This window comes from Bacteroides reticulotermitis JCM 10512, from assembly GCF_000517545.1.
Classification (GTDB): Bacteria; Bacteroidota; Bacteroidia; order Bacteroidales; family Bacteroidaceae; genus Bacteroides; species Bacteroides reticulotermitis.
Genome location: NZ_BAIV01000028.1, coordinates 1 through 25,401 on the forward strand (window position 1 = coordinate 1; position 25,401 = coordinate 25,401).

At 46.0% G+C, this 25,401-nt stretch carries 14 protein-coding genes and 6 pseudogenes; 7 read left to right on the plus strand and 13 right to left on the minus strand.

Annotated features, from left to right (window positions below; translation table 11 throughout):
- The 7 genes and pseudogenes from JCM10512_RS22805 to gcvP form a co-directional block, all read left to right on the plus strand.
- Positions 1–935 (plus strand): annotated as a pseudogene (locus JCM10512_RS22805) (hypothetical protein); the annotation flags it as partial.
- Between the two features lie 471 nt (positions 936–1,406).
- Complete coding sequence (locus JCM10512_RS15760; protein ID WP_044164666.1) at positions 1,407–2,969, plus strand: hypothetical protein; 1,563 nt, start codon at positions 1,407–1,409, stop codon at positions 2,967–2,969.
- 138 nt (positions 2,970–3,107) lie between these two features.
- A complete protein-coding gene (locus tag JCM10512_RS15765) occupies positions 3,108–4,673 on the plus strand; it encodes a hypothetical protein (RefSeq protein WP_044164668.1) in 1,566 nt (521 codons plus the stop codon).
- Between the two features lie 138 nt (positions 4,674–4,811).
- Positions 4,812–5,657 (plus strand): DUF3298 and DUF4163 domain-containing protein, encoded by an 846-nt coding sequence (locus tag JCM10512_RS15770; RefSeq protein ID WP_044164669.1) that lies wholly within the window; start codon positions 4,812–4,814, stop codon positions 5,655–5,657.
- 88 nt (positions 5,658–5,745) lie between these two features.
- On the plus strand, positions 5,746–6,366 hold the full coding sequence (gene rsmG / locus JCM10512_RS15775; protein WP_044164670.1) for a 16S rRNA (guanine(527)-N(7))-methyltransferase RsmG: 621 nt from the start codon (positions 5,746–5,748) through the stop codon (positions 6,364–6,366).
- A gap of 17 nt (positions 6,367–6,383) precedes the next feature.
- Positions 6,384–7,022, plus strand: coding sequence for an MBL fold metallo-hydrolase (locus JCM10512_RS15780; protein ID WP_044164671.1), 639 nt, complete (start codon positions 6,384–6,386; stop codon positions 7,020–7,022).
- An 80-nt stretch (positions 7,023–7,102) separates the two neighbouring features.
- Positions 7,103–9,952: an aminomethyl-transferring glycine dehydrogenase gene (gene gcvP / locus JCM10512_RS15785; protein ID WP_044164672.1), complete on the plus strand. Its 2,850-nt coding sequence runs from the start codon at positions 7,103–7,105 to the stop codon at positions 9,950–9,952.
- Between the two features lie 50 nt (positions 9,953–10,002).
- Here gcvP and JCM10512_RS15790 read toward each other — a convergent pair whose 3' ends face one another.
- The 13 genes and pseudogenes from JCM10512_RS15790 to JCM10512_RS15850 all read right to left on the minus strand — a co-directional run bounded on the left by JCM10512_RS15790 (position 10,003) and on the right by JCM10512_RS15850 (position 25,399).
- Positions 10,003–10,572: a nitroreductase family protein gene (locus JCM10512_RS15790; RefSeq protein WP_044164673.1), complete on the minus strand. Its 570-nt coding sequence runs from the start codon at positions 10,570–10,572 to the stop codon at positions 10,003–10,005.
- Between the two features lie 651 nt (positions 10,573–11,223).
- Positions 11,224–12,308, minus strand: a pseudogene (locus tag JCM10512_RS15795) (HpaII family restriction endonuclease).
- Between the two features lie 218 nt (positions 12,309–12,526).
- The gene (locus tag JCM10512_RS15800; RefSeq protein ID WP_244437237.1) at positions 12,527–13,360 is read right to left on the minus strand and encodes a C39 family peptidase; all 834 of its coding nucleotides are present in this window, start codon (positions 13,358–13,360) and stop codon (positions 12,527–12,529) included.
- A gap of 891 nt (positions 13,361–14,251) precedes the next feature.
- Entirely contained in the window at positions 14,252–14,878 is a 627-nt protein-coding gene (locus JCM10512_RS15805) for an IMPACT family protein (RefSeq protein WP_044164674.1), read from the minus strand.
- An 827-nt stretch (positions 14,879–15,705) separates the two neighbouring features.
- Positions 15,706–16,952, minus strand: a pseudogene (locus tag JCM10512_RS15810) (DUF1015 domain-containing protein).
- 77 nt (positions 16,953–17,029) lie between these two features.
- Positions 17,030–17,949, minus strand: a pseudogene (locus JCM10512_RS15815) (NAD(P)-dependent oxidoreductase).
- Between the two features lie 142 nt (positions 17,950–18,091).
- Entirely contained in the window at positions 18,092–19,159 is a 1,068-nt protein-coding gene (serC, locus tag JCM10512_RS15820) for a 3-phosphoserine/phosphohydroxythreonine transaminase (RefSeq protein ID WP_044164675.1), read from the minus strand.
- Positions 19,160–19,459: 300 nt separating this feature from the next.
- Positions 19,460–20,794 carry a DEAD/DEAH box helicase gene (locus JCM10512_RS15825; RefSeq protein WP_044164706.1) on the minus strand — a complete coding sequence of 445 codons (1,335 nt, stop codon included), beginning with the start codon at positions 20,792–20,794 and terminating at the stop codon, positions 19,460–19,462.
- Positions 20,795–20,867: 73 nt separating this feature from the next.
- Positions 20,868–22,133, minus strand: a complete 1,266-nt coding sequence (gene nqrF / locus JCM10512_RS15830; protein WP_148298435.1) for an NADH:ubiquinone reductase (Na(+)-transporting) subunit F — start codon at positions 22,131–22,133, stop codon at positions 20,868–20,870.
- 24 nt (positions 22,134–22,157) lie between these two features.
- Complete coding sequence (gene nqrE, locus JCM10512_RS15835) at positions 22,158–22,784, minus strand: NADH:ubiquinone reductase (Na(+)-transporting) subunit E (protein ID WP_044164677.1); 627 nt, start codon at positions 22,782–22,784, stop codon at positions 22,158–22,160.
- A gap of 101 nt (positions 22,785–22,885) precedes the next feature.
- Positions 22,886–23,523 (minus strand): annotated as a pseudogene (locus JCM10512_RS15840) (NADH:ubiquinone reductase (Na(+)-transporting) subunit D).
- Positions 23,524–23,538: 15 nt separating this feature from the next.
- Positions 23,539–24,216 (minus strand): Na(+)-translocating NADH-quinone reductase subunit C, encoded by a 678-nt coding sequence (locus tag JCM10512_RS15845; RefSeq protein WP_044164678.1) that lies wholly within the window; start codon positions 24,214–24,216, stop codon positions 23,539–23,541.
- An 11-nt stretch (positions 24,217–24,227) separates the two neighbouring features.
- Positions 24,228–25,399 (minus strand): annotated as a pseudogene (locus JCM10512_RS15850) (NADH:ubiquinone reductase (Na(+)-transporting) subunit B).
- Positions 25,400–25,401: the final 2 nt, after the last annotated feature.

The window sequence follows — 25,401 nt, forward strand, 5'->3', positions numbered from 1 at the left end:
GTATATTCGATGCTTACAAAGATGATCAGGGAAGGATTTTAGCTTCCTGGTTCAGTAAGAAAACATATACTGCAACCGGCAAGATACTTCGATATTCGCATATGGGCTTCAACCGCAACTATGAGTACGAAACAAGGTACAATATACAAAAAGGAGTCGTCGTCGATGAACAGCATTATCAGAACTATATCAAAAAGTCTTCTCTTGTGGAAGAGAACCCTTACTATGAGATCGCTTTATATAAAGTTATCATGTCTAACTTTAACGGGGATTTATTTCCCGCCTTGGCTAATAAGCGTCTCAGGGTTAGCCTGTCTATACTACCCAATGCGGATGGTCAGATAGACAGTCTGGAGATTTTAGGTTGGGCAATAGACGGTAAAAAGAAAAAGCCATTTGCTGCCAACCATCCCTATGTAAAAGAATTGAAGAGATGCTTGGCGCTCGTGCCTGATTGGGAAGTATCTTTCATTCGTGGGAAAATAGAGAAGAATCTGGTATCGATTGCCTTATGGAATAAAAAAGGATGCCGCAGCACCCCTTGGAATGAAAAGAATTACGATTCCATATACATCGTTCAGAAGTACTATGCACTGAAAACTTTTCCACTACAGTATGACACACGCCTATATGCCCGTCTACTACGCTTCCTACCTGTGAACGGTTTGCGAAACTACACCGCTATCTGGGAACTCGCCAACGAACGCTTATACCTCAAAAGTATTCGGCTTTGGAATGATCCCAAACCGTTCCCATTGGAAAAAATATTCCCCGAAGCTCGCCCCGGCGAACCGATAGAAGCAAGTTGGTATAACGGTGAAATAGTGTGTAAACTAGGAAAAGAGATTAGTAACTCCACAGCATACAACCCACCGGAATTATTCTGTGCATTCAAGCTCAAGAAGGGCCGGCTTATCTCTCCACCAGCCGACTAAAACTATGTAATTCCGATCAATGAGCAAAGCTTTCAACATCGCAAAGATTTACTCCAATTTTTAGACTGGACTCTTGATCCCGGATTTGTCGGGAAGCGTATCTACGCAACATGCACAGCTTATCCCAATCGAGACGGAAAAGCAGAAAAGATGGAAATTGAAATAACGGTAAAAGGGGTTGGAAAAGACAATACCAAATATACAATTACTGACCCCGACAATCCATATATCAAAGTGTGTCGGAAGACATTAGAACCAGTCATTTGGGAAGTGGCATACAGACGTGGAAATATTTATTCTACATATGAGAATTTCATTGTGCAAAGAATAAAAAAGTAGTCACAACAGATTATCCGTTGAAAAAGAGCCCGGACAATCCTTTGCTCTTTACTACTTTATTCGCCGATTTTACGAAGTTACCTTATATTTGTTTTTAGTTATATTTAGCATGTAAACCAATATTCAATCGACATGAAAAGATACGTTCTACTATTCGCTTTATTTTGCTGCATAAGCTCTTTAGTAGAAATCAAGGCTACTGCACAACAAGGCGATCGCCTGATTATTAACAAGGATACCCTGCAATTACTTGACTGCCCCATAGAATATGATACATTGTTGGGTAGCAAAGTTCGTCAGCGTCTCTTAAAGAAATCCCTTTCGACCGGATGCTGGAGAAGATATGTAGCCACTTGGCGAATCCTTGACAATAAACTGTATCTTGAAGCCATTCAAGAGTACCCCAAAGAAAACAACAATAATGATGTAAGTCTGGAAGGTATATTCGATGCTTACAAAGATGAACAGGGAAGGATTCTAGCTTCCTGGGTCAGTGGAAAGACATATGCTGCAAGCGGTAAGAGGCTTCGATATTGGAATATGGACTTCTACCGCAACTATGAGTACGAAACAAGGTACGACATACAAAAAGGAGTCGTCGTCGATGAACAGCATTATCAAAACTATATCAAAAAGTCCTCTCTTGGGGAAGAGAACCCTTTCTATAAGGACGCTTTTTATAAAGTCATCATGTCTAACTTTAACGGGGATTTATTTCCCGCCTTGGCTAATAAGAATCTCAAGGTTGACCTGTCTATACGACCCAATACAGATGGTCAGATAGACAGCCTGAAAATTCTGGATTGGGTACTGGATGGTAAAAAGATTAAGCCATTTGCAGCCAACCATCCCTATGCAAAAGAATTGAAGAGATGTTTGGCGCTCGTGCCTGATTGGAAAGTATCTTTCATTCGTGGGAAAATAGAAAATATTGAGGCATCGATTGACTTATGGAGTAAAAAGGGATGCCGCAGCATCACTCGGAATGAAGAGAATAACGATTCCATATACATCAATCAGAAGTACTATGCATTGAGAGCTTTTCCACTACAGTATGATACACGCCTATATGCCCGTCTACTACGCTTCCTACCTGTAAACGGTTTGCGAAACTACACCGCTATCTGGGAACTCGCCAACGAACGCTTATACCTCAAAAGTATTCGGCTTTGGAATGATCCAAAACCGTTCCCATTGGAAAAAATATTCCCCAAAGCGCGGCCCGGCGAACCGATAGAAGCAAGTTGGTATGACGGTGAAACGCTGTGTACACAGGGAGAAACGCTGAATTACTCCACAGAATACTACCCAACGGAAATACTCTGTACGTTCAATAAGGGTCGGCTTACCTCTCAAACAGCCTACCAAAACTATGTAATTCCGATCAATGAGCAAAGCTTTCAACATCGCAAAGATTTACTCCAATCTTTAGACTGGACTCTTGATCCCGGATTTGTCGGGAAGCGTATCTACGCAACATGCACAGCTTATCCCAATCGAGACGGAAAGGCGGAAAAGTTGGAGATCGAAATATCTGTAAGTGGATTCGGAAAAAACTATTTGAATTATAAAATTACTGACCCCGACAATCCATATATCAAAGCGTGTCGGAAGACATTGGAACATGTCATTTGGAGCGTACAATACAAACGCGGCCAGGTTCTTCCTACACATGAGAGTTTCTTTGTGTGGTAGTGACTAAGCTCCCTCCCTTGAAAGCAAAGCTCGGACAATCATTTTTTCTCGTTGAATACATAAATTTTCTTTATATTTATTTGGATAGAAATATCACTTTTTGCTACATTTGGAAAGTTTACCAACACTCGAATCAGGATGAAAAAGCATCTCCTACTATTCACTATCTTCTGCTGCATAAGCTCTCTGGCAGAAATCAAGGCTACCGCACAAATCGGTGATCGCCTGGTTATAGGTAAAGATACATTGGAATTACTTGACTGCCCCATAGTATACGATCCATTGCTACGAGCCAAAGTAGATCAACGTCTCTTGAAAAAAGTAGAATCAACCGCATGTTGGAGAGGGTACATCGCTACTTGGCGAATCGAGAACGGCAAAATATATCTTGAAGAAATTCGCGAGGGTTGGGACCGAAACGAGAAGTATACGCCTGTGAGTCTGGAAGGAATATTCGATGCTTACAAAGATGAAGAAGGAAGGATTCTGGCTTCTTGGTTCAACGTGAAAATATACGCAGGAAGTGGCAGAATAGTCCAACTTGACGGAGATGGATTCGAACGCAAGTACGAAAATGAAATGATGTACGACATATGCAAGGGAATCGTCATTAACGAACAGCATTACCGGAATTATGTCAAAAAAGCCTCCCTTGCGAAGAGACAGTCTGTCGAAAATATTGTAAAGTTCAATTTCAACGGGGATCTATTTCCCGAACTAGCCGACAAACGAGTAACTGCCGATCTAATCATACAGCCTAACATAAATGGGCAAATAGATCGTATAAATACAATTACGTGGGAAATAAACCGTGAATGGGGTATTTCATTAGCTCCAGATCACCCCTATATGAAAGAATTGAAGAGATGCGTAGACCTGATTCCCGATTGGGAAGTAGCCTTCATCCGTGGAAAAATAGAAGAAATTAGGCTAGTAGTTTGCTTATGGGATAAAAAAGGATGCCGTAGCCTTGCTCAGCCAGCGGATAATCCTGACTCCATATACATTGATCAAAAGCGCTATGCGCTGAGAGGTTTTCCACTACAGTATGACACACAGATTTATGCCCGGCTATTACCCTTCCTGCCTGTAAACGGTTTGCGAAACTACACCGCTATCTGGGAACTAGCCGACAAACGCTTATTCCTCAAAAGTATTCAGCTTTGGAAAACCTCCGATCCGTTCCCATTGAAAAGTATCTTCCCCGAAGCGCGTCCCGGCGAACCAATCGAGGCAACCTGGTATAGCGGTGAATTGTTTTGTACACAAGGTAATGATCTGACATATGGGTCTAACAAAGCTTACTATCCAACAGAAATATTCTGCACCCTCAAAGATGGCGTACTTACCTCTCAAACAGCCTACCAAAACTTCAGAAAGTCAATGACGCAGCAAAACTATAACGATTGTCTCAGATCACTCCAGTCCATCAATTGGAATCTTAAACCCGAATTTGTCGGAAAGAATATCCAAGTAAGTTGCGATGTCGCCCCCAATCAAATTGGAAAGGCGGACAAGTTGACAATCAAAATAAACGTATCAGGAAGCGGAGAAGACAAGACCAAATATACAATTACCGACCCCGAAAACCCATATATCAAAGCATGCCGGAAGACATTAGAACCTGTTAGCTGGAGTGTGCAATACAAACGCGGCCAGGTTCTTCCTACACATGAGAGTTTCTTTGTGTGGAATATACGATAGTGACTAAGCTCTCTCCCTTGAAAGCAAAGCTCGGGCGGTCGAATATTTTTTCTTTTTTATTCGCCGAATTCACGAATTTACTCTATATTTGTCGATAAGGAGTAATAACAGGAGTTTAGAATTTAAACATAACCCTATATGAAAAAACAATATGTCAGCCTGCTTGCAATAATCCTATCAGTAAGCGGTTTTTTGTTTTCTTGTCATGACAAAAGTAAGGATACAGGAAAACTTGAATTCGATAGTATACAGGTCAACCAAACCGCCCATCTCTTCGGAGATACGGCAAAACCGGGCTGTAACATCATCATTAACTTTGCCTATCCGGTTAAATCGACTGACAATATGCTGAAAGACAGTTTGAACAGCTACTTTCTGTCGGCTTGCTTTGGCGATAAATACATCGGTGAGAAACCCAAAGACGTGGTTAAAGAATATACCGAACAATACATAACCGATTACCGCCGCGACCTCGAACCGATGTACGCAGAAGATGAGAAAAACAAGCAAGACGAACCTTCCATCGGTGCCTGGTACTCCTATTATAAAAGCATAGAAGGCCGCGTGCAGTTCTACCAGAAAGATCTGCTCGTTTACCGCATCAACTACAACGAATATACCGGTGGTGCTCATGGCATCTACATGACCACCTATCTCAATATGGACCTCACACTCATGCGTCCGCTTCGTCTCGATGATATCTTTGTGGGCGAATACACCGAACCGCTGGCCGACCTGATCTGGAACCAGCTGATGACCGAAAACAAAGTAACTACCCGCGAAGCACTCGAAGACCTGGGATATGGCTCCACAGGTGACATCACCCCGACAGAGAATTTCTTCCTGAGCGAAGAGGGCATAACCTTCCACTATAATGTGTACGACATCACACCGTATGCCATGGGACCGGTTATCGTGAAAATCCCATTCTCCATGATGGAGCATTTGCTGGGTAGCAGCCCTGTTTTGGGCAATTTGAAATAACCAACTTACCGGGCTTTGTACCACACCTCCAAACGTCGGTCAAAGCCTTTATTTACAATTAATAATCCGTAAAACGTTTTTTATAGAAGTGGATATTATACTGAAATACTTCCCCAATCTGACGGAGGAGCAACACAGACAGTTTGCAGCTTTATACGACCTCTATACCGACTGGAACTCAAAAATCAATGTGATATCTCGCAAAGATATCGAGAACCTGTATGTACATCATGTGCTCCATTCATTGGGCATCGCCCAAGTAATCCGTTTCACTCCCGGAACCAGCGTAATGGATTTGGGCACAGGCGGAGGATTCCCGGGTGTACCGCTGGCAATCATGTTTCCCGAAACCAAGTTTCATTTGGTAGACAGTATCGGTAAGAAAGTCCGGGTGGCAACCGAAGTATCGCAAGCCATCGGGCTGAAGAACATCACATTCCGTCATGCACGGGCTGAAGAGGAGAAACAGACATTCGATTTCGTAGTAAGCCGTGCCGTTATGCCGCTGACCGATCTGATGAAGATTATCAAGAAGAACATCTCTCCCAAGCAACGGAACGCACTGCCCAACGGCCTCATTTGTCTGAAAGGCGGTGAACTGGAGAATGAAACGATGCCGTTTAAGCAGAAAGTTATGATTCACAATTTGAGCGAAGACTTTGCCGAAGAGTTTTTCCAAACCAAAAAGGTAGTCTACGTTCCCATATAAATAAAGGACTGAATGACATGAAAATAAAGAGATTTGAATTTAATATGTTTCCCGTAAACTGTTACATTTTATGGGATGAGACCAAAGAAGCGGTTGTGATTGATCCGGGCTGCTTCTATGAAGAGGAAAAGCAGGCACTGAAAAAGTTCATACTCTCCAACGAGTTGAATGTGAAGCATCTGCTCAACACTCACTTGCATCTGGATCATATCTTTGGCAACCCGTTCATGTTGAAAGAGTTCGGGTTATCGGCAGAAGCCAGTCAGGCAGATGAATACTGGATTGAGGAAGCTCCGAAGCAAAGCCGGATGTTTGGTTTCCAACTACAGGAGCCTCCTGTTCCACTGGGACATTACCTGCACGACGGAGACATCATCACCTTTGGCAATACAACGCTGGAAGCGATTCATGTACCGGGCCACTCACCGGGAAGTTTGGTGTTTTACTGCAAAGAGGAGAACTGCATGTTTTCCGGTGATGTACTCTTTCAGGGAAGTATCGGACGGGCTGACCTCACAGGCGGTAACTTCGACGAGCTGATCGAACATATTTGCAGCAGACTCTTTGTCCTACCCAACGAAACAGTCGTTTATCCGGGACACGGAGCGCCTACTACCATCGGGATGGAAAAAGCCGAAAATCCTTTTTTTAGATAACATAAAATCAAGCCTCTCTCCTCCCGACGGCCTGTTTTCATTGCCGGACACGGATGGGGGAAGCCTTAACCCCTAAGCATATGAGAACCGATTTGTTTGCTAGCCGTCACATCGGCATTAATGAACATGACACGCAAGTGATGCTTCGCAAGATAGGTGTAAGCTCACTGGATGAACTGATCGACAAAGTGATCCCTGCCAACATCCGTTTGAAAGAACCGCTGGCACTTCCCGAAGCTCTGTCGGAATATGAGTTTAGCAAGCACATTGCCGGACTGGCTGCCAAGAACAAACGCTACGCCACGTATATCGGTATGGGCTGGTATGACACCATAACACCGCCCGTTGTTCAACGGAACGTATTTGAAAATCCGGTATGGTACACATCGTACACTCCGTATCAGGGGGAAATCTCACAAGGACGTCTCGAAGCATTGCTCAACTTCCAAACAGCTGTCTGCGATCTTACAGCCATGCCGTTGGCCAACTGTTCGTTGCTCGATGAAGCGACTGCCGCTGCCGAAGCCGTAAGCATGATGTATGCACTGCGTTCGCGTGCCCAACAGAAAGCCGGAGCCAATGTGGTCTTTGTTGACGAACAAATCTTCCCGCAGACTTTAGCGGTTATGACCACGCGTGCCGTACCACAGGGAATCGAATTGCGCGTAGGTAAATACACCGAATTCGAACCTTCGGAAGAGGTATTCGGTTGCATGCTGCAATATCCCAATGCCAGTGGATGCGCGGAGGATTATGCCGGTTTCACCGAAAAAGCACACGCTGCCGACTGTAAAGTAGCCGTTGCCGCCGATATACTAAGCTTGGCGTTACTGACTCCTCCGGGCGAATGGGGAGCCGACATCGTGTTCGGAAGCACCCAACGTCTGGGTGTTCCTATGTTCTATGGCGGACCATCTGCTGCATTCTTTGCAACACGTGACGAATTTAAGCGCAACACACCGGGACGCATCATCGGCCTGTCTAAAGATAAATATGGGAAGCTGTGTTATCGCATGGCGCTGCAAACCCGTGAACAACATATCAAACGGGAGAAAGCAACGTCCAACATCTGTACCTCGCAGGCTTTGCTGGCAACAATGGCAAGTTTCTACACCGTTTATCACGGTCAGGAGGGTATCACAAACATAGCCTCACAGATTCACAGCATCACCGCGTCGCTCGAAAAGCATTTGAAGAAACTGGGCTACACGCAGGTGAACCAACAATATTTCGACACGCTTCGGTTTGTATTGCCCGACCATTTATCGGCCGCACAGGTACGTACCATCGCGCTAAGCAAGGAAGTGAACTTACGCTATTTCGAGAATGGCGATGTGGGTTTCAGTATTGATGAAACAACAGACATTGCTGCTCTGAATGTATTGATTTCCATCTTTGCCATTGCCGCGGGTAAAGATTACCAGAAAGTGGAGGCAGTAAATAAAGTGTCGACGATCAGCGGTCCCCTGAAACGTACCAGCAGTTTCCTCACGCACGAGGTGTTCTGTAAATATCATACGGAGACGGAAATGATGCGCTACATCAAACGTCTCGATCGCAAAGATATTTCGTTGGCTCATTCGATGATATCACTCGGGTCGTGTACCATGAAACTGAACGCGGCAGCCGAAATGTTGCCATTGAGTTGTCCGGAGTTTATGAGTATGCACCCGCTGGTTCCTGAAGATCAGGCTGAAGGTTACCGGGAATTGATTCACAACCTGAGCGAGTATCTGAAGGTGATCACAGGCTTTGCCGGTTTCAGCCTGCAACCGAATTCCGGAGCGGCGGGCGAATATGCCGGACTTCGGGTGATTCGTGCTTACCTCGAAAGTATTGGTCAAGGACATCGGGATAAGGTCTTGATTCCGTCTTCTGCTCACGGAACGAATCCGGCATCAGCCATACAAGCGGGTTATGACATTGTGACTTGCGCCTGCGACAAAGAGGGTAATGTGGACATGGCCGATCTACGTGCCAAGGCCGAAGAATACAAAGAGAGCCTGGCTGCTCTCATGATTACCTATCCTTCTACGCATGGTATCTTTGAGACGGAGATCCGGGAGATTTGCCAGATCATTCATGCCTGTGGGGCTCAGGTTTATATGGACGGTGCAAACATGAATGCACAGGTCGGCCTGACCAATCCCGGATTTATCGGGGCGGATGTTTGTCACTTGAATCTACACAAGACATTTGCTTCTCCGCATGGCGGTGGCGGTCCGGGTGTGGGTCCTATCGGTGTGGCAGAACATCTCACGCCATTCCTGCCGGGACACGTCCTGTTCGGTAATTCGCAAAACCAAGTTTCAGCAGCTCCTTTCGGTAGTGCCGGAATCCTCCCAATAACCTATGGATATATCTGTATGATGGGTACGGAGGGTTTAACACAGGCAACCCGCATCGCGATTCTGAACGCCAATTACCTTGCCACATGCCTGCAAGACACGTACGGCATCGTATATCGCGGTGCAACCGGCTTTGTGGGACACGAAATGATTTTGGAATGCCGTAAGATATTTGAAGAAACCGGAATCACGGAGAATGACATCGCCAAACGTCTGATGGATTATGGGTATCATGCTCCCACCCTTTCCTTCCCGGTTCACGGCACACTGATGATCGAACCGACCGAAAGTGAGAGTCTGGCGGAACTAAACAACTTCGTAGATGTGATGCTGAACATCTGGAAAGAGATTCAGGAGGTTAAAGACGGTGAAGCCGATAAGGTGGATAATGTGTTGATCAATGCTCCGCATCCTGAATACGAAGCGGTAAGCGATCAATGGGAACACAGCTACACGCGTAAGAAAGCGGTATACCCCATCGAGAGTGTACGCAACAATAAGTTCTGGATCAATGTAGCTCGTATTGATAATACATTGGGAGATCGAAAGTTGCTCCCTACCCAATACGGAACATTTGATTGATAATAAAAAAACTCCCGGCAGATCTTTGCGTCTGTCGGGAGTTTCTTTTATCAATCGATTATAGTCACCGTTCCTGCTTTTACCGTTTTCATCTTAATCAGCGTTTGCGGATCAGCATAACCTAAAGCCACGCAACCGTAGACCCGATGTCCCTCAGGTACTCCCAAAGAGGTGAGGTATTCACGTACCTGCGGATCGTCGCAAGTCGTACCCAACTGATTAACCCAACAAGAGGCAATGCCCAGAGAGCGGGCTGCTAAAAATAAGTTCTCGATGGCACAGGCACAGTCCATGGCCGCCCACCATTGCGTAGGATCGTTAGATACAATGACGACTGTCGGTGCATGGTAATAGCAGCAGTAAGTCTGACTTTGCCCGCGCTCTTTGATACGGGGTTCATCGCTTTTGGCAAATGCTCCTTTGATTCGGTCGTTCAGTTCGACCAATTTATCAGCATTCCGAATAGCTGTAAAATGCCACGTCTCAAGGTGCATTCCGTTCGGGGCGTATGTTGCTGCTTCCAGGATAACCTGTAAGTCTTCTCTTGCGATTTGTTCACTGGTATATGCCCGCACACTGCGACGAGCTTTGATATTCTCTAAAACTGCATTTGTTTTCATAAACTATCGATGTCTTATACAATGATTATTCTTTCCTTTTATAGATTCTGTTACCGAGGTATATCCGGATTCCGGCCATAGATGTAGCTTGGTTATGTGCACGCTACTCTTTCATATAATACGCCTCATGGAGCTACCTATCGAGTTACTCAATCTATATTTGCCTACAAAGTTATAGTTTTTTGAGTAGTCAAGCAAGTAAAACAGATCCATTCACAAGGTCCGCGGAAAAATCTCAAGTAGTAAACTACCGCTACAGCATAGCCAAGCACACAATAGATGTTCAAAACACTAGGCGGATAGTATGGTGGGTAAAATCAGATATTCGCAGACAAAGCAAGCAAAACGCCTCTATGCAGAAGTTTGCCCTTAAACTGATAAAAGATCAGTTTAAGGGCAAACTCTCATTCTCAAACAGGATGTTCAAGTGTTCAACTAGCATTTCTACAAGCTTCTTGAAGGATTACAATCCTTAAAGCTAACAACGATGGTCAGCTCACCTTGCTTCTAAATTGATGCAAGCCCACTAAACTTGCCAACCGGACAAACTCTGCATAATCAGATTAGTACAACCTCTTTAGTCTGTACGGCTATTCATGATGAAATATGCCCAAACAAGCAGCAACGAAATGCCCGCAACAGTTATCAGTCTTATCGCTTGACCAACGCGATTTTAGCATTCAGCTTGAAGTAGTAAACACCATTTTCTCGTTCCAGAAAACCGTATTTATCCTTATCGACCGATCCTTTTTCCAACCGGGTATTCAAGAATAGGAAATCTTCCATCATCTTCTTTTCCGACTTGTGATAGCAAAGCACCTCTCCGCTCCCATCAACCAATAAGAGCCTTCAACGGCGGAATCCTCTCCGGTATAGATCTTCGCCGGACGCATACCCAACGCCAATGCCATGAGAAACTCCTTCATCTTGAATTCATAGAAACTATGCTTGTTGATCAGTTCGTCTTTGAGTTTCAACGGATTCATTTGCTTGATAATCTCTGTCAGTTCGCTAATGCGTGAGATGCCATCCAAATGCATAATACGGACCATTTCTGTCAACATGCGTGGGAAATGCAGGTCGATCATCGAAAGGTTGCAACGGAAAACGCGATCGGCTACATCCGAGTATTTGAGTACTCCACCGAGTCGCTCGATCAGCATCATTCTTTCGGAAACTTCGTTGGGAGATTCCGGCAAGGCATTGATTTTACTTACGGCAGGTGTGGCAAACTTAGCTCCACTCTGCTCCAGTTTGAGATTCGCAGCCCGGCCACCGTCGAGCAACGGGTTCATGGTTCCCAATCGCGAACGGACACAGAAACCTCTTAACGGGGCTTCCGAATGCCAAAACGCAACAGAGAAATCGGTACGGTCTTCGGTCTTTGCTTCGAGGTCGTAGATACCGGCTTCATTCAGAAACTCTTCCACACCGTCCGGGGACGACACATCATTCTCCGAAGAGGACTTGACTGCTTGCAGAATCAAACCTGCCACAACACCAAAATCTTCCCGGGAAATTGTCTGTTCCATCGTTTCACCTACGATACGGATCGACTCGTTTTCAATATAATAACGGCGTGTACCATCGTGTTCTTCTCGTTGAATCATCGCAATGGGCCAATAAACGTCGTCCTTTTTCCCCTGTGCAGTACCCAAGGCTACTTTCCCTTCGGCCAACAGGCGAAGAAAGGTATAAAGTTCGCACCATTCTCTTTTGGTTGCTTCAAATGCCATTCGCTCTTATTTTTTATTTTATTGTTTTATATAATGGGGTGCAGCTTGACACCATCGGGAAACTCATTCCCGGATTGCTTCACTGCAACACTCTCTTTATCTTCACTCAAAAAAGCTACCACTCCGTTTGCATGAGGATAGCTTATTTTATCATTCCATACTTTACCGATCTAATGCTTTTCTGTCTCAGACTACGTCCCAGCATCGACCGTCGATCCTTATTGCCTAAGCACTTCCGGCAGTTCAGTCGGACAAACAACCGGCGGATGAATCTGCGTAACCTCTTCCAAAGGCGGTAGCTTCCCGACCTGAGCAAAAAGAGAATTGCGTACCCATTCCTTCGGAGTCACAATGATGAACCGCCCTGTCCAACAACCATCAAAATACGACGGGTTGCCGGCTTGCTTCTTGATCGGATAACGGATGTTTTCACCTTTGTCTCTCATTTCCGGAGAGCGTCCGGGATCATTCACCCACACATAGTTCTCATCAATTCCGCGAAGCACCATCCAATGTCCACGGGGTCCGGGACGCAATCCACGAACCGCACCGGTATACCTGACATTGACAAGAACCGGAATCTCCCGATCAATATATTCTTTCAGAACCTGATAGTCTTTTTGCATGAAATGGGTGGCACTCACCATATCTTCGTAGTAACGTGCGAGTGAGTCTATTTCAAAGGAATAATACCCACCTTGTCCGACAGAGGTACGCCGTTTGAAAGGAGCGCGTTTCTTCAAGAAATAGTTCTTTTGATACTCGATCAGCTTCTGCTCGGCTTCTTGCGAAGAACGCTGTGCATCGACATTCATCCCCTTGAAATAATCGAATACCATGAGTGAAGAGGCAAGCGAACAATGGGCATAAGGGCATCCGCTGATTTTCTGCGAATACCAGGGGACAGGAATATTGTTGGGAGCAACGTCCTGTGCTTGTACGGTATAGGAGACCAGCAGACTGCAAATCAACAGTAAAGAAGGAAATATAAAACCTACATTCGTCAGTCTATGCTTTTTCTTTTCAGTGTTCTCAATCATCTCTATCTTCAACCTTTGCTTCGTTTGTTTATTTGATCTGTTTCTTATTTTATCGAAGTCGCATCTCCGGGGAAAGGCAACTTCGGACATTTGAATGTATACAATCTCATGCATATCACAGCCCATGCACGCGGGAAGACTTATCCGGCTTCCAATTATCTGTCGGGTTATTCCGCGCACGAATCATTAAAAAGTACTGGTCGGCAAGAGCTACTAGCCAAATTCTCTAGCCCATCATTGAATCGTTCCGCATAGAGTCCTCCGCAAAAAGCGAGAAAATATTTATGTTGTCGGACTGTCTGCCACCCCTTCCAGAGTGTCTCTCTTCCAACCAGCATCCAACAAAAGAACCTCTCAATAGTTGCAAAGATACATTTTTTCTATTCACTGAGCTGTTGTCGTAGCACATTTTACATTTATCTTCTCTTTTTTCATGATTATTTGTCTCTTCTTCTCCTCCTTCTTTCTTTGGTAATCATCGATAAACGGACGTCTGCTGGTCGTGAAACAATTGACCTTGAGCACTCAATTCCGGTGATTCCTTGCAACATCCCTCTTATTCTAATCGCCTGTTTCTACAAAACAGGCCGTCGGGTTACTTTCTAAAGACAGTAATGAAAAGCGTTCAACCAATTAAAACAGCTAAGTCCAAGTCGTCAAATTATTGCTGATAGAGCTTCTTTGGGAGCTTTTATATCGTGAGGGAAAACTCACTAACAGAAATAAATATTCCGTGCCATCCAAAGAGAGGGAAGCATTTCAAAAAGGAATTACTCAGCAAATGCCGGCACGATGAATAGGTGGATATCGCAAGACGCATAACGGATTATTTGAGTTAAGGCAATGCATCAACATCTTCGTCTCCGTTTTTTTTCGATGACGGCAATTGATACGGCTACAAAGCTAGTCAGTTAACTCAGTCGGTTCTTCTTCCTGAATTCGGGCAGTCTCCACTTTCTCCAAACGAGCCCGCAGCTTAGGCATCATCGAGCGTCTGATACGCAGCGTCATGCTGCAATCCATATCGTATGACTGGTCGAGAATCTCCGGTTCTTCCTCTTTAACGATTCGCATGACATCATTCATGAAGGGGTATTCGAACAATACGGTAACATCCTCGTCAACCGTTTTTTCGATGATGGTGGCAGCAGCAATAGCTTCAGCGGCAGCAGCTTTATAAGCAACAACCAAACCGCCGGTTCCCAGCTTGATTCCACCAAAATAGCGGACTACAATGACCAGAATATCTGTCAGTTCATTTGAATTGATCTGTCCCAGAATCGGTTTGCCGGCTGTTCCGGAAGGCTCTCCATTATCATTGGCGCGGAAGTTAGTCCGCTCGGCTCCGAGCATATACGCATAACATACATGACGGGCATCGTAATATTTTTTCTGATGCGCATCAAGCAGCGTCTTGATCTCATCAAGCGTACGAACGGGAAAAGCCAATGCTATAAACTTACTTCGTTTTTCCGTAAATATACCTTCGGAAGGTTCTAGTATGGTTTTATAAGTATCTTCAACGGTCATGTGACAAAGATACGGCTTTATTGAGAAAATTCAATCGATCGGTTGGAAATATTAAACGATTGGTGCGTTGTCAAAGTGTCGGCATTTCATCATTACAAGGGGGCGTTTGGTTACGGAGGGCTGGGCATTTGCCGGAAAGCCCGGGGCATTTGTGCAAAAGCCCAGGGCATTCGAACGAAATGAGCCGGGCAATCGGTTGCGAAGAAGGCGGATAAATTATAAATAGCAAGCGGGTGAAGAAGCGAGGGTAAACAAGCAACTGTTTATAAACGGCTTGATAAAGAAGCAAAGACAATCACTGAGAAACAGCAAGTATATGATGAATTGCAAACAAAGAGGAGAATCGTATGAAAGCCGACCGTCAATTCGATGCTGGTAAACATCCTATCGAATGAGGTTGAGCTGTTAATCCAATGAAAGCGGACGTCAGTCAACTCTGATGAAATCGTGTACTCAATTCAATAAAAACCAATGTTCCACTCCGATGAGATCGAGTTCTCAATCCATGCTACCATACATCCATCCGGTAGAAGTATGGCCTTAGTCCGATGATGCCGAGCAGCCTATCGAATAGAGCCAGCCACTTAGTCAATGATATTAAACCATTTACACAATTAGCAAAACGGTCGGTCTGATGCAGTCAACCCAATGACTGTAACAGACCGACCGTTCAATTCTATAAAAGACTCAGCTCCGGTAAACGGTTAACATAGCACTCCTTCCATTGGCAAAAGTGGAATGCCAGCATCCTGAGGAGTATGCAAACATAGAGCAGGAAAGAGACCCCGCAAGGGTCTATCTGCCCGGTGTAAGCTGAGAGCTATATCTTAATCCAACTTATGAATAACCAATCCCGAACGCAACTTCGGTTCAAACCAAGTTGTTTTGGGAGGCATGATATTGCCTGTATCGGCAATGTCCATCAGTTGCTTCATGGATACCGGATAAAGAGCCAGAGCTGCTTTCATTTCACCACTATCGACACGTTTCTTGAGTTCGCCCAAACCACGAATACCACCCACGAAATCCACGCGATTATCGGAACGTAGATCTTTGATGCCCAACATTTCATCCAAAATCAGATTGGACGAGATCGTAACATCAAGTACACCGATCGGATCATTATCATCGTATGTTCCCGGTTTGGCAGTAAGGCTGTACCACTTCCCGTCAAGATAGAGTGAGAAGTTATGCAATTCAGCCGGTTTATAGATGTCCGTGCCTTTCTCTTCTACGATGAAATTCGTTTGCAAAGCAGTCAGGAACTCGGCAGCAGTCAGCCCATTCAAATCTTTCACCACTCGGTTGTAGTCGATGATTGTCAGCTGGTTGGCAGGGAAACATACAGCCATGAAGTAGTTATACTCTTCGTTGCCTTGATGATTCGGGTTTTGCTTGGCTTTCTCGGCACCAACCAATGCGGCAGCCGCAGAACGGTGATGTCCGTCCGCAATATAGAGAGCCGGCATTTTGGCAAACTCAGCTGTAATCGTGGCAATATCGGCTTGCTGATCGACAATCCAGAAGGTGTGTCCGAAACCGTCACCGGGAGCAATAAAGTCATAAACCGGAGATTCAGCGTGTACTTCTTCACAATGACATCCAACACTGCACTATCGGGATAAGCGAAGAATACCGGTTCGATATTGGCATTGTTCACACGGACATGCTTCATGCGATCTTCTTCCTTGTCACGACGGGTCAACTCATGCTTCTTAATGCTGCCATTCAGGTAGTCGGGCACATAAGCTCCCACAACCAGTCCGTACTGCGTTTTTCCGTTCATGGTTTGCGCATAGATGTAGTAGTTCTCTTTGCCATCCTGCACCAGCCATCCTTTGTCCTGAAACATACGGAAATTCTCAGCAGCCTTGGCATAAACACGCTCATCATGTTCGTCTGTACCGACCGGAAAGTCGATTTCAGGCTTGATGATGCGATACAATGATTTCTCATTACCAGCAGCTTCTTCACGTGCTTCTTGGGAGTTCAATACGTCGTAGGGGCGGGAAGCAACCTGCTCCACGAGTTCTTGCGGAGGACGGATACCTTTGAATGGTTTAATTATTGCCATAGTATTATTATTTTAAAAAGGAACCTCTCCCCATCCCTCCCCGTCGAAGGAAAGAGATGGGGAGAGGCTCCTTTATATTATTTGTTTACTTTGTATTTCTCGCAACCGTCTTTCAGGAAGCCGACAATCTGCTTGGCAGCAGCAATACCGGCATTGATGTTAGCTCAGCAGTCTGGGCACCCATCTTTTTCGGAGTGGAGAAATAACGTCCTGCAAACTTCTCAGCAAATTCTGCATGAGCGGCAGGCATAATATCAGTCACGTATTTGAAGTCGGCACGTTCTTCCATCAACAGCGCCAAACCAGCCTCATCGATCACCTCTTTACGGGCAGTGTTTACCAACAACGCACCTTTAGGCATGTTTTTCAGCAAAGCGTAATTGATCGAGTTCTTTGTTTCAGCAGTTGCCGGAATGTGGAGAGAGATAAACTGACAAGCCTTGTAGAGTTCTTCAGCAGAATCTAAAGCGGTTACTCCATCTTTCTCAATCACTTCTTTGGGACAGAAAGCATCGTAGGCGTATACTTCCATACCGAAGCCTTTAGCTACACGAGCCACGTTACGGCCCACGTTACCATACGCATGAATACCTAGTTTCTTACCCATCAACTCTGTGCCGGAAGTTCCGTTGTAGAAGTTACGCACAGCATACACCATCATACCTAAGGCCAATTCGGCTACAGCATTCGAGTTTTGCCCCGGCGTGTTCATCACACAAACGTTGTGCGCAGTTGCAGCATCCAGATCTACATTGTCATATCCTGCACCGGCACGAACTACAATCTTCAATTCTTTAGCAGCATCAAGCACCTCAGCATCAATAATATCACTGCGGATAATGATCGCATTAGCATCTTTCACAGCATCCAGCAATTGTGCTTTCTCTGTGTATTTCTCAAGTAAAGCAAGCTCATAACCGGCTGCTTCAACTTCCTTACGAATACCGTCCACAGCAACTTTAGCGAACGGTTTGTCAGTAGCGATAAGTACTTTCATAGTAACTTACAGGAACCTTCCTCCAACCCTCTCCCTCAAGAGACAAGGAAAAAGACAGGTTCGGTTTTAGTTTATAATTTATTGATCAGTAAGGTAGCCTCTCGTCTCCTCTCCTCGGGAGCGGGGACGAGAGAAAGACCTATTAATGAAGTTTCTCAAATTCCTGCATACAGTCGATCAACGCCTGTACACTTTCTTTGGGTAATGCGTTGTAGCAAGAAGCGCGGAAGCCACCTACTGAGCGGTGTCCCTTGATGCCTATCATACCTTTTTCGGTAGCGAACTTCAGGAAGTCAGCTTCCAATTCTTTGTATTCGGGCGCCATTACGAAGCAGATGTTCATACGTGAACGGTCTTCTTTCGCAGCTGTTCCGACAAATAGCTTGTTACGGTCGATCTCTGCATAAAGCAGGTCAGCTTTTTCAATCGCACGACTTTCCATCGCTTTCACACCGCCTTGTGCCTTGATCCAGCGTAGCGTAAGCAGGGCCGAATAGATAGGTACTACCGGAGGAGTGTTGAACATGGAACCACTTTCCACATGAGTCTGGTAGTTCAACATCGTAGGAATATAGCGGGACATTTTGCCTAAAGCGTCATTCTTTACGATTACGAATGTCACGCCGGCAGGAGCCAGATTTTTCTGTGCACCGCCATAGATACAGATGTATTTGGACACATCGATCGGACGTGAGAAGATGTCTGAAGACATATCGGCAACCATAGGAACCGGTGAGTTAAGATCTTCTTTAAGTTCCGTACCGAAAATCGTGTTGTTTGTGGTTATGTGAAAATAATCAGCATCAGCAGGCACCGTGTAATCTTTGGGAATAAATGAGAAATTAGCATCGGCCGAAGAGGCAACTTCTACAACTTCACCAAGACCTTTAGCTTCTTTCATGGCTTTCTTTGCCCATGTACCTGTGTTAAGGTAAGCAGCTTTCTTTTCAAGGAAGTTATAGGGTACCATACAGAACTCCAGACTGGCACCTCCGCCAAGGAACAGTACCGAATAGCCTTCGGGAATGTTAAGAAGTTCCTTGAATAATGCCTCAGCTTCGTCAACCACCGGTTGAAAATCTTTAGCACGGTGGCTGATTTCCATTAGAGAAAGTCCGGAGCCGTTGAAATCTAAAATAGCCTTCGCTGTATCCTCTATTACCTCTCTCGGAAGAATTGAAGGTCCTGCATTGAAATTATGCTTTTTCATTTGAAGTTTGTTTTGGGTTTAACAATTTCGTTAGTTTATGTCTTTTGACCCTGCGAATTTACGAATTAATTTCCGGCGGACAAATCTTTCCTTATAAAAATACCGTTCAAAGGCTGACTTACCTTACTTTTTATTTGTTTATGCAGGATATATACACCAAATTGTTATCTATACATAGCAAGAACCCGGGAAATAGGCAAATTCACGACATCTAAAATGAACCCGAATAAGAAGCCTGAAATAGAAAATCTCAGACAATAAGCCTCTTGCAAGCATGCTCCATTCAACGAGGTTTTGTCCTTATTTTGCTTCCTCGATAACGGTTTTCATCCCTTTTATCTTCTCGCCGCGGATCAGCGTTAACAATTGATTCACCTTAACCCGGCGGATAGCAACAAAAGAATAATGCTCTTTGACATCGATAGCCCCTACATCTTCTTTACCCAGATTGCCTTTCTTATAAAGGAATCCGGCAATATCCATCCGGCTCAGTTTCTCCTTTTTTCCTTTACCTATATATATAGTAGTCCAAACCGACTTGGGAGGACGCGAAGGATTCTCCGGTAACGTAAGCGTTTCAACCTCTTCGGGAATATAATCCGGCAACCTCTCTTCCGCGTGCAAAATCAGGTAGGATGTACCTTTCGCATCCCAACGGGCAGTACGCCCATTCCGGTGCGTAAACGCCTCCTCATTGACCGGCAGGTGGTAATGGATGATGTGTTCGATTTCGGGGATGTCGAGTCCGCGAGCAGCCAAATCGGTAGAGATTAGTATGTGACAGCTTCCGTTGCGGAACTTGTACAGCGCACGTTCGCGGTCGGGCTGTTCCATACCTCCGTGGAAGCGTTCGGCAACGAGCTTCTTACCGGCAAGCAACTGGTGTACCCTGTCCACTGAATCGCGGTGGTTGCAGAACACAATGCTGGAACTGCTTCCCAACGTACAAAGGAGGTTGTAGAGTGTATCGATCTTATCCTTGGATGGAGAAATAACCTGCATCAATCGCAAGCGGGACGTCTGTTCCTCGACTGTTTCCGGCAGAAAGTCAAGCTTCACAGTCCGGTTCAATCCGGTGAAAAGAGGGATCTCTTCCGCATCGGTAGCCGAAAGAAGCACCCGTTTGTTCAGTCCGGGAAGTTGCGTGATTATCTCCGCCATCTCGTCGTGAAAGCCGTACTCGAGTGATTTATCGAACTCATCGATAATTAACGTATGAATCGTTTCGGGATTGAAATTCCCTTTCGACAAATGGTCGGTAATACGTCCCGGAGTACCAATGATGACCGCCGGACTATTGCCCACAATACTTTTCTTTTCCTCGGCAATGGGGTGACCGCCATAACAGCAGCAAGCTTTCCACACCGTGCCCATTCCTTTGAACACACTGTCGATCTGTAACGCCAGTTCACGCGAGGGAACCAGGATCAGTACTTGAACATCTTTCGTATCGGGTTTTAGCGTAAGCAACAACGGAAGCAGGTAGGCCAATGTCTTTCCCGAACCTGTGGGCGACAAGAGAATTACGTCTTTCCTGCCTGTTCCCTGTTCGATTGCGGCTTCCTGCATAGGGTTCAGCTCTTCGATCTTTAGATTGCGGAGAGCTGCCTGTATGATTTCATTTTTTTGTATCATGGGGCAAAGATACGAAAAAAGGCGGTAACTGACTGACATCAACCACCGCCCAAACCAAAAGAATTGTGTTTTATTACCCGAAGTCGTCGAACATCAGGTTCTCAAGCGGTACACCCAGATCGTCGAGCATCTTTTCGACCGCTTTCGACATCGGGCCGGGACCACACATATAGTATTCAACATCTTCGGGAGCCTCATGGTCTTTCAGGTAGGTTTCCAGAATTACCTGGTGCACAAAACCCGGTGTATACTTCACACCCGCCGCATCAGCTGCCGGATCGGGACGGTCAAGAGCCAGATGGAACGTAAAGTTCGGGAACTCCTTCTCCAGTTTCAAAAAGTCGTCCAGATAGAAAACCTCGTTCAAGGCACGGGCTCCATAGAAGTAACTCATTTTGCGGTCGGTAGTATGCAGGGTCTTCAGCAGATGCATAACCTGTGCACGTAACGGAGCCATACCTGCCCCTCCACCGATCCACATCATTTCACGTTTGGAATCGTAGATGGGATGAAACTCACCATAGGGTCCGCTCATGCTCACCTTATCGCCCGGTTTCAGGGTGAAGATGTACGAAGAGGCAATGCCGGGCATCACGTCCACAAATCCGGGGCCTTGCTCTTTCGGCTTGAATGGCGGGGTAGCGATACGTACTGTCAGCATCATGCGGTCACCCTCAGCGGGATAGTTCGCCATGGAATAGGCTCGGACCGTTTCCTCCGTGTTGGTACACTTCAGCCCGAACAATCCGAAATTCTCCCATGCCGGAAGATACGCATCCCCGATCAGGCTTTTGTCTATATCCTTATTATAATCCATTGCATAGGGCGGTATCTTGATCTGCGCATACGAACCCGGAATAAAATCCATGTGTTCACCCGCCGGAAGGGTTACGATAAGTTCTTTGATAAAAGTAGCCACGTTCTTATTGGAAACGACCTCGCACTCCCACTCTTTTACCCCTAACACACTTTCGGGTACAGTGATAGCCATATCACTCTTCACTTTCACCTGACAGCCCAAACGCCAGTGGTTCTGTATCTGTTTGCGGCTGAAATGCGGAACCTCCGTAGGTAGTAGCTCACCCCCTCCTAGCGTAATCTGACATTTACATTGCCCGCAAGAGCCTTTTCCACCGCAAGCGGAGGATAAAAACACTCCATTCACCGAGAGCGTGTTGAGTAACGTAGAACCGGAAGAAGCATCTAGTTCTCTTTCGCCATTAATCGTGACTTTCACATCCCCCGAGGGTACCAGGTAGTTCTTCGCAACCAAGAGAATGATAACGAGCAACAAGATCACGATCAGGAATACACCAACGCTTGTCCATATTAAAGTCATATCCATCGTCTGATTCCTTTCCTTTTAAATGTTTAACCCCGAGAAGCACATAAACGCAATAGCCATCAGGCCGACTGTGATAAACGTGATCCCCAAACCTCTGAGGGGAGCAGGCACATTGGAGTAAGCCATCTTCTCACGGATAGCGGCTAGTCCGACAATCGCCAACAGCCAACCAACGCCCGAACCCAACGCATAGGATACCGAATCCCAGACATCACCGATATACCTCGGATCGCTCTCGCCCAGATTGATACGTTGCTGCATAAACAGCGAACCTCCCATGATGGCACAGTTTACAGCGATCAGTGGCAGGAAGATGCCTAACGAAGCATACAGTGCCGGACTGAAACGTTCGATCACCATTTCAACCAGCTGAGTGATACCGGCAATAACGGCAATGAAAAGAATGAAGCCCAGAAAACTCAGATCGACTCCTTCAATGATCGCGTCGGCTGCCAGTACTTTGGTTTGCAGCAGGTAGTTAATAGGCAGCGTCACCACGAGTACAAACGTAACGGCGATACCCAGTCCTACGGCTGTTTTCACATTCTTCGACACAGCCAGGTACGAACACATACCCAGGAAGAAGGCGAATATCATGTTGTCCACAAAGATGGAGCGAACGAATAAACTTACTAAATGTTCCATAATTATTTGGTAACTTTGAATACCTGGCTTCGGAAAACGAGTAGCTGTCTAACTCAAGCAAACGCCGTGTTCCGAGGTTCAGTACACATTAATATCTCTATTTATTTCTCTTCTTGCAAACCTTTATGGCGTGCCCGTTGATACCAGATGATGCACGCTACGAGAATCAACGCCATCGGAGGCATTAGCATCAGTCCGTTGTTGATATAACCCACTCCTTGCACCGGTTCGTAGTTCAGGATGTTGATGCCGAGCAATGTACCTGAGCCTAGTAGCTCGCGGAAGAATGCTACAATCACCAGAATTTTGGCGTACCCCAGCCATTTCCTAAGCCATCGAGGAAAGATTCCCACGGCCCGTTCTGCATGGCAAAGGCCTCCAGACGTCCCATCAGGATGCAGTTGGTGATAATCAGTCCCACATATACGGAGAGCTGCGCGCTGACGTCATAAGCGAAAGCCTTCAGGAACTCACTCACAATCGTCACCAGAGCGGCAACCACAACTAATTGCACAATGATGCGGATGCGATTCGGAATGGTTTTGCGCAGCAGTGAGATAACCACGTTCGAAAAGGCTGTGATCACCGTCACCGAAAGCCCCATCACAATCGCAGGCTCCAGCTTAGCCGTCACCGCCAGTGCCGAACAGATGCCCAGTACCTGAACGGTTACCGGATTATCCATTCCCAACGGAGCGGCGAATACTTCTTTATTCTTTTTAGAAAACAATTGTCCCATAGCTAGTCTTCCTCCTTATTTGATTGTTAAAAAGCGAATGTAGTTGCCCAGACAAGACTTCAACATGGCATCCACTCCTACCGAAGTAATTGTACCACCGGAGATTCCATCTACCTGATAGCCCGGCTTCTCTACTTTCCCATGCTTAACCACACTCAGAGCCACTGCCCCATTGTCCAAGGTCTTCTTGCCCATGAACTCACGTTGGAATCCTTCCAGGGCAATCTCGGCACCTAAACCCGGCGTTTCACTGGCATGCGAGAAGTAAACCCCGAACACCGTATCTTTGTCGTCATTCAGTGCCACATAGCCCCAAAGGCCTCCCCATAGACCGGTTCCATAGACAGGCATCACATATTTCCGCTGACCGTCTACTTCACAGACAAACACATGCAGGCGTTGGTATTCCTTCACCTCTTTTTCGTAGTTCATGGCAAAAGCTCCTGTGTTTTCAGTCAGCGAACCGTCCTCGTTCATCAGCATATCCGCCTTGACATACGTATTATAGGCCGCTTCGACATCCGTCACTTTCCGGACGTTCAACGCAGCGAGAATCTGTTTCTTGGTGTCCAACTGCACGTTCTTGTCCTGCGTATCTTTCAGCGCGGAACTGACAAAGGCCAGTAGGAATGCAACGATAACAACCATTACCGAAGCATAAATAATAGTATAGGTATTACTATTTGTATTCATCTCTTTCGGTTTTAAGGGTTAGATTTTATAGCCCGTTTCTCCCGGCGACTGATATTGCTCTGCATCACACAGTAGTCGATCAGCGGAGCAAAGATATTCATCAGCAGAATGGCGAGCATCATGCCCTCCGGATATCCCGGATTGAGCACACGAATTACAATTGTCATCACACCGATGAGGAAGCCGAAGATGTACTTTCCGGTCTCCGTACGGGCGGAAGTGACCGGGTCGGTTGCCATGAACACGGCTCCGAAACAGAAACCGCCTAGCACCAGATGTTCGTACCACGGCATCTGCGACATGGCGTTATGTTCGATGCTGACGAGGTTGAATATCCAAGCCATCAACGCACCACCGACAAAGACAGACAGCATTGTTTTCCAACTGGCAATACCTGTCCACAACAGGATCACCGCTCCGATCAGGATCGCAATTACACTTGTTTCGCCAATGGAGCCGGGGATAAATCCGGTCACCATATCCATATGGAAAGCCGGAACTACACCGGTTGTAGCCGCTTCTCCGAGTGGAGTAGCCACCGTCAGTCCGTCGACTGCTTTCCCTAAACCAAACATACTGTCACCCGACACCCATACGGCATCACCGGACATCTTGGTTGGATAGGCGAAGAAGAGGAAGGCACGGGTAATTAAAGCCACGTTGAATATATTCATCCCTGTTCCGCCAAACACTTCTTTGGCAAACACCACAGCAAATGCGGTGGCTACGGCAATGATCCACAACGGACAATCCACCGGAACGATCAGGGGAATAAGCATCCCGGAAACCAAAAAGCCTTCCTGTATCTCTTCCTTTTTCCATTGGGCAATCACAAATTCGATGCCCAACCCTACCACGTAGGAGACTATAACCTTGGGCAATACGGCCAGAAAGCCGTACGCGAACAGTTCGACAAAAGTTCCCTGCACACCAGTATGTAAGAAGTGCTGGTAACCGACGTTGTACATTCCAAACAGCAGAGCGGGCATCAGGGCGATTACGACAATCGACATGATTCGTTACTGTCGATCGAATCGTGTATATGAGTACCCGTTTTCGCCGTCTTGCCGGGTACAAACAGAAAAGTCTCCAGCCCGTCGAATACCGAATGGAAGGCGTGAAACCTGCCTCCTTCTTCAAAGTTCGGTTTGATCTTATCCAGGTATTTTCTTAACGCTTTCATTA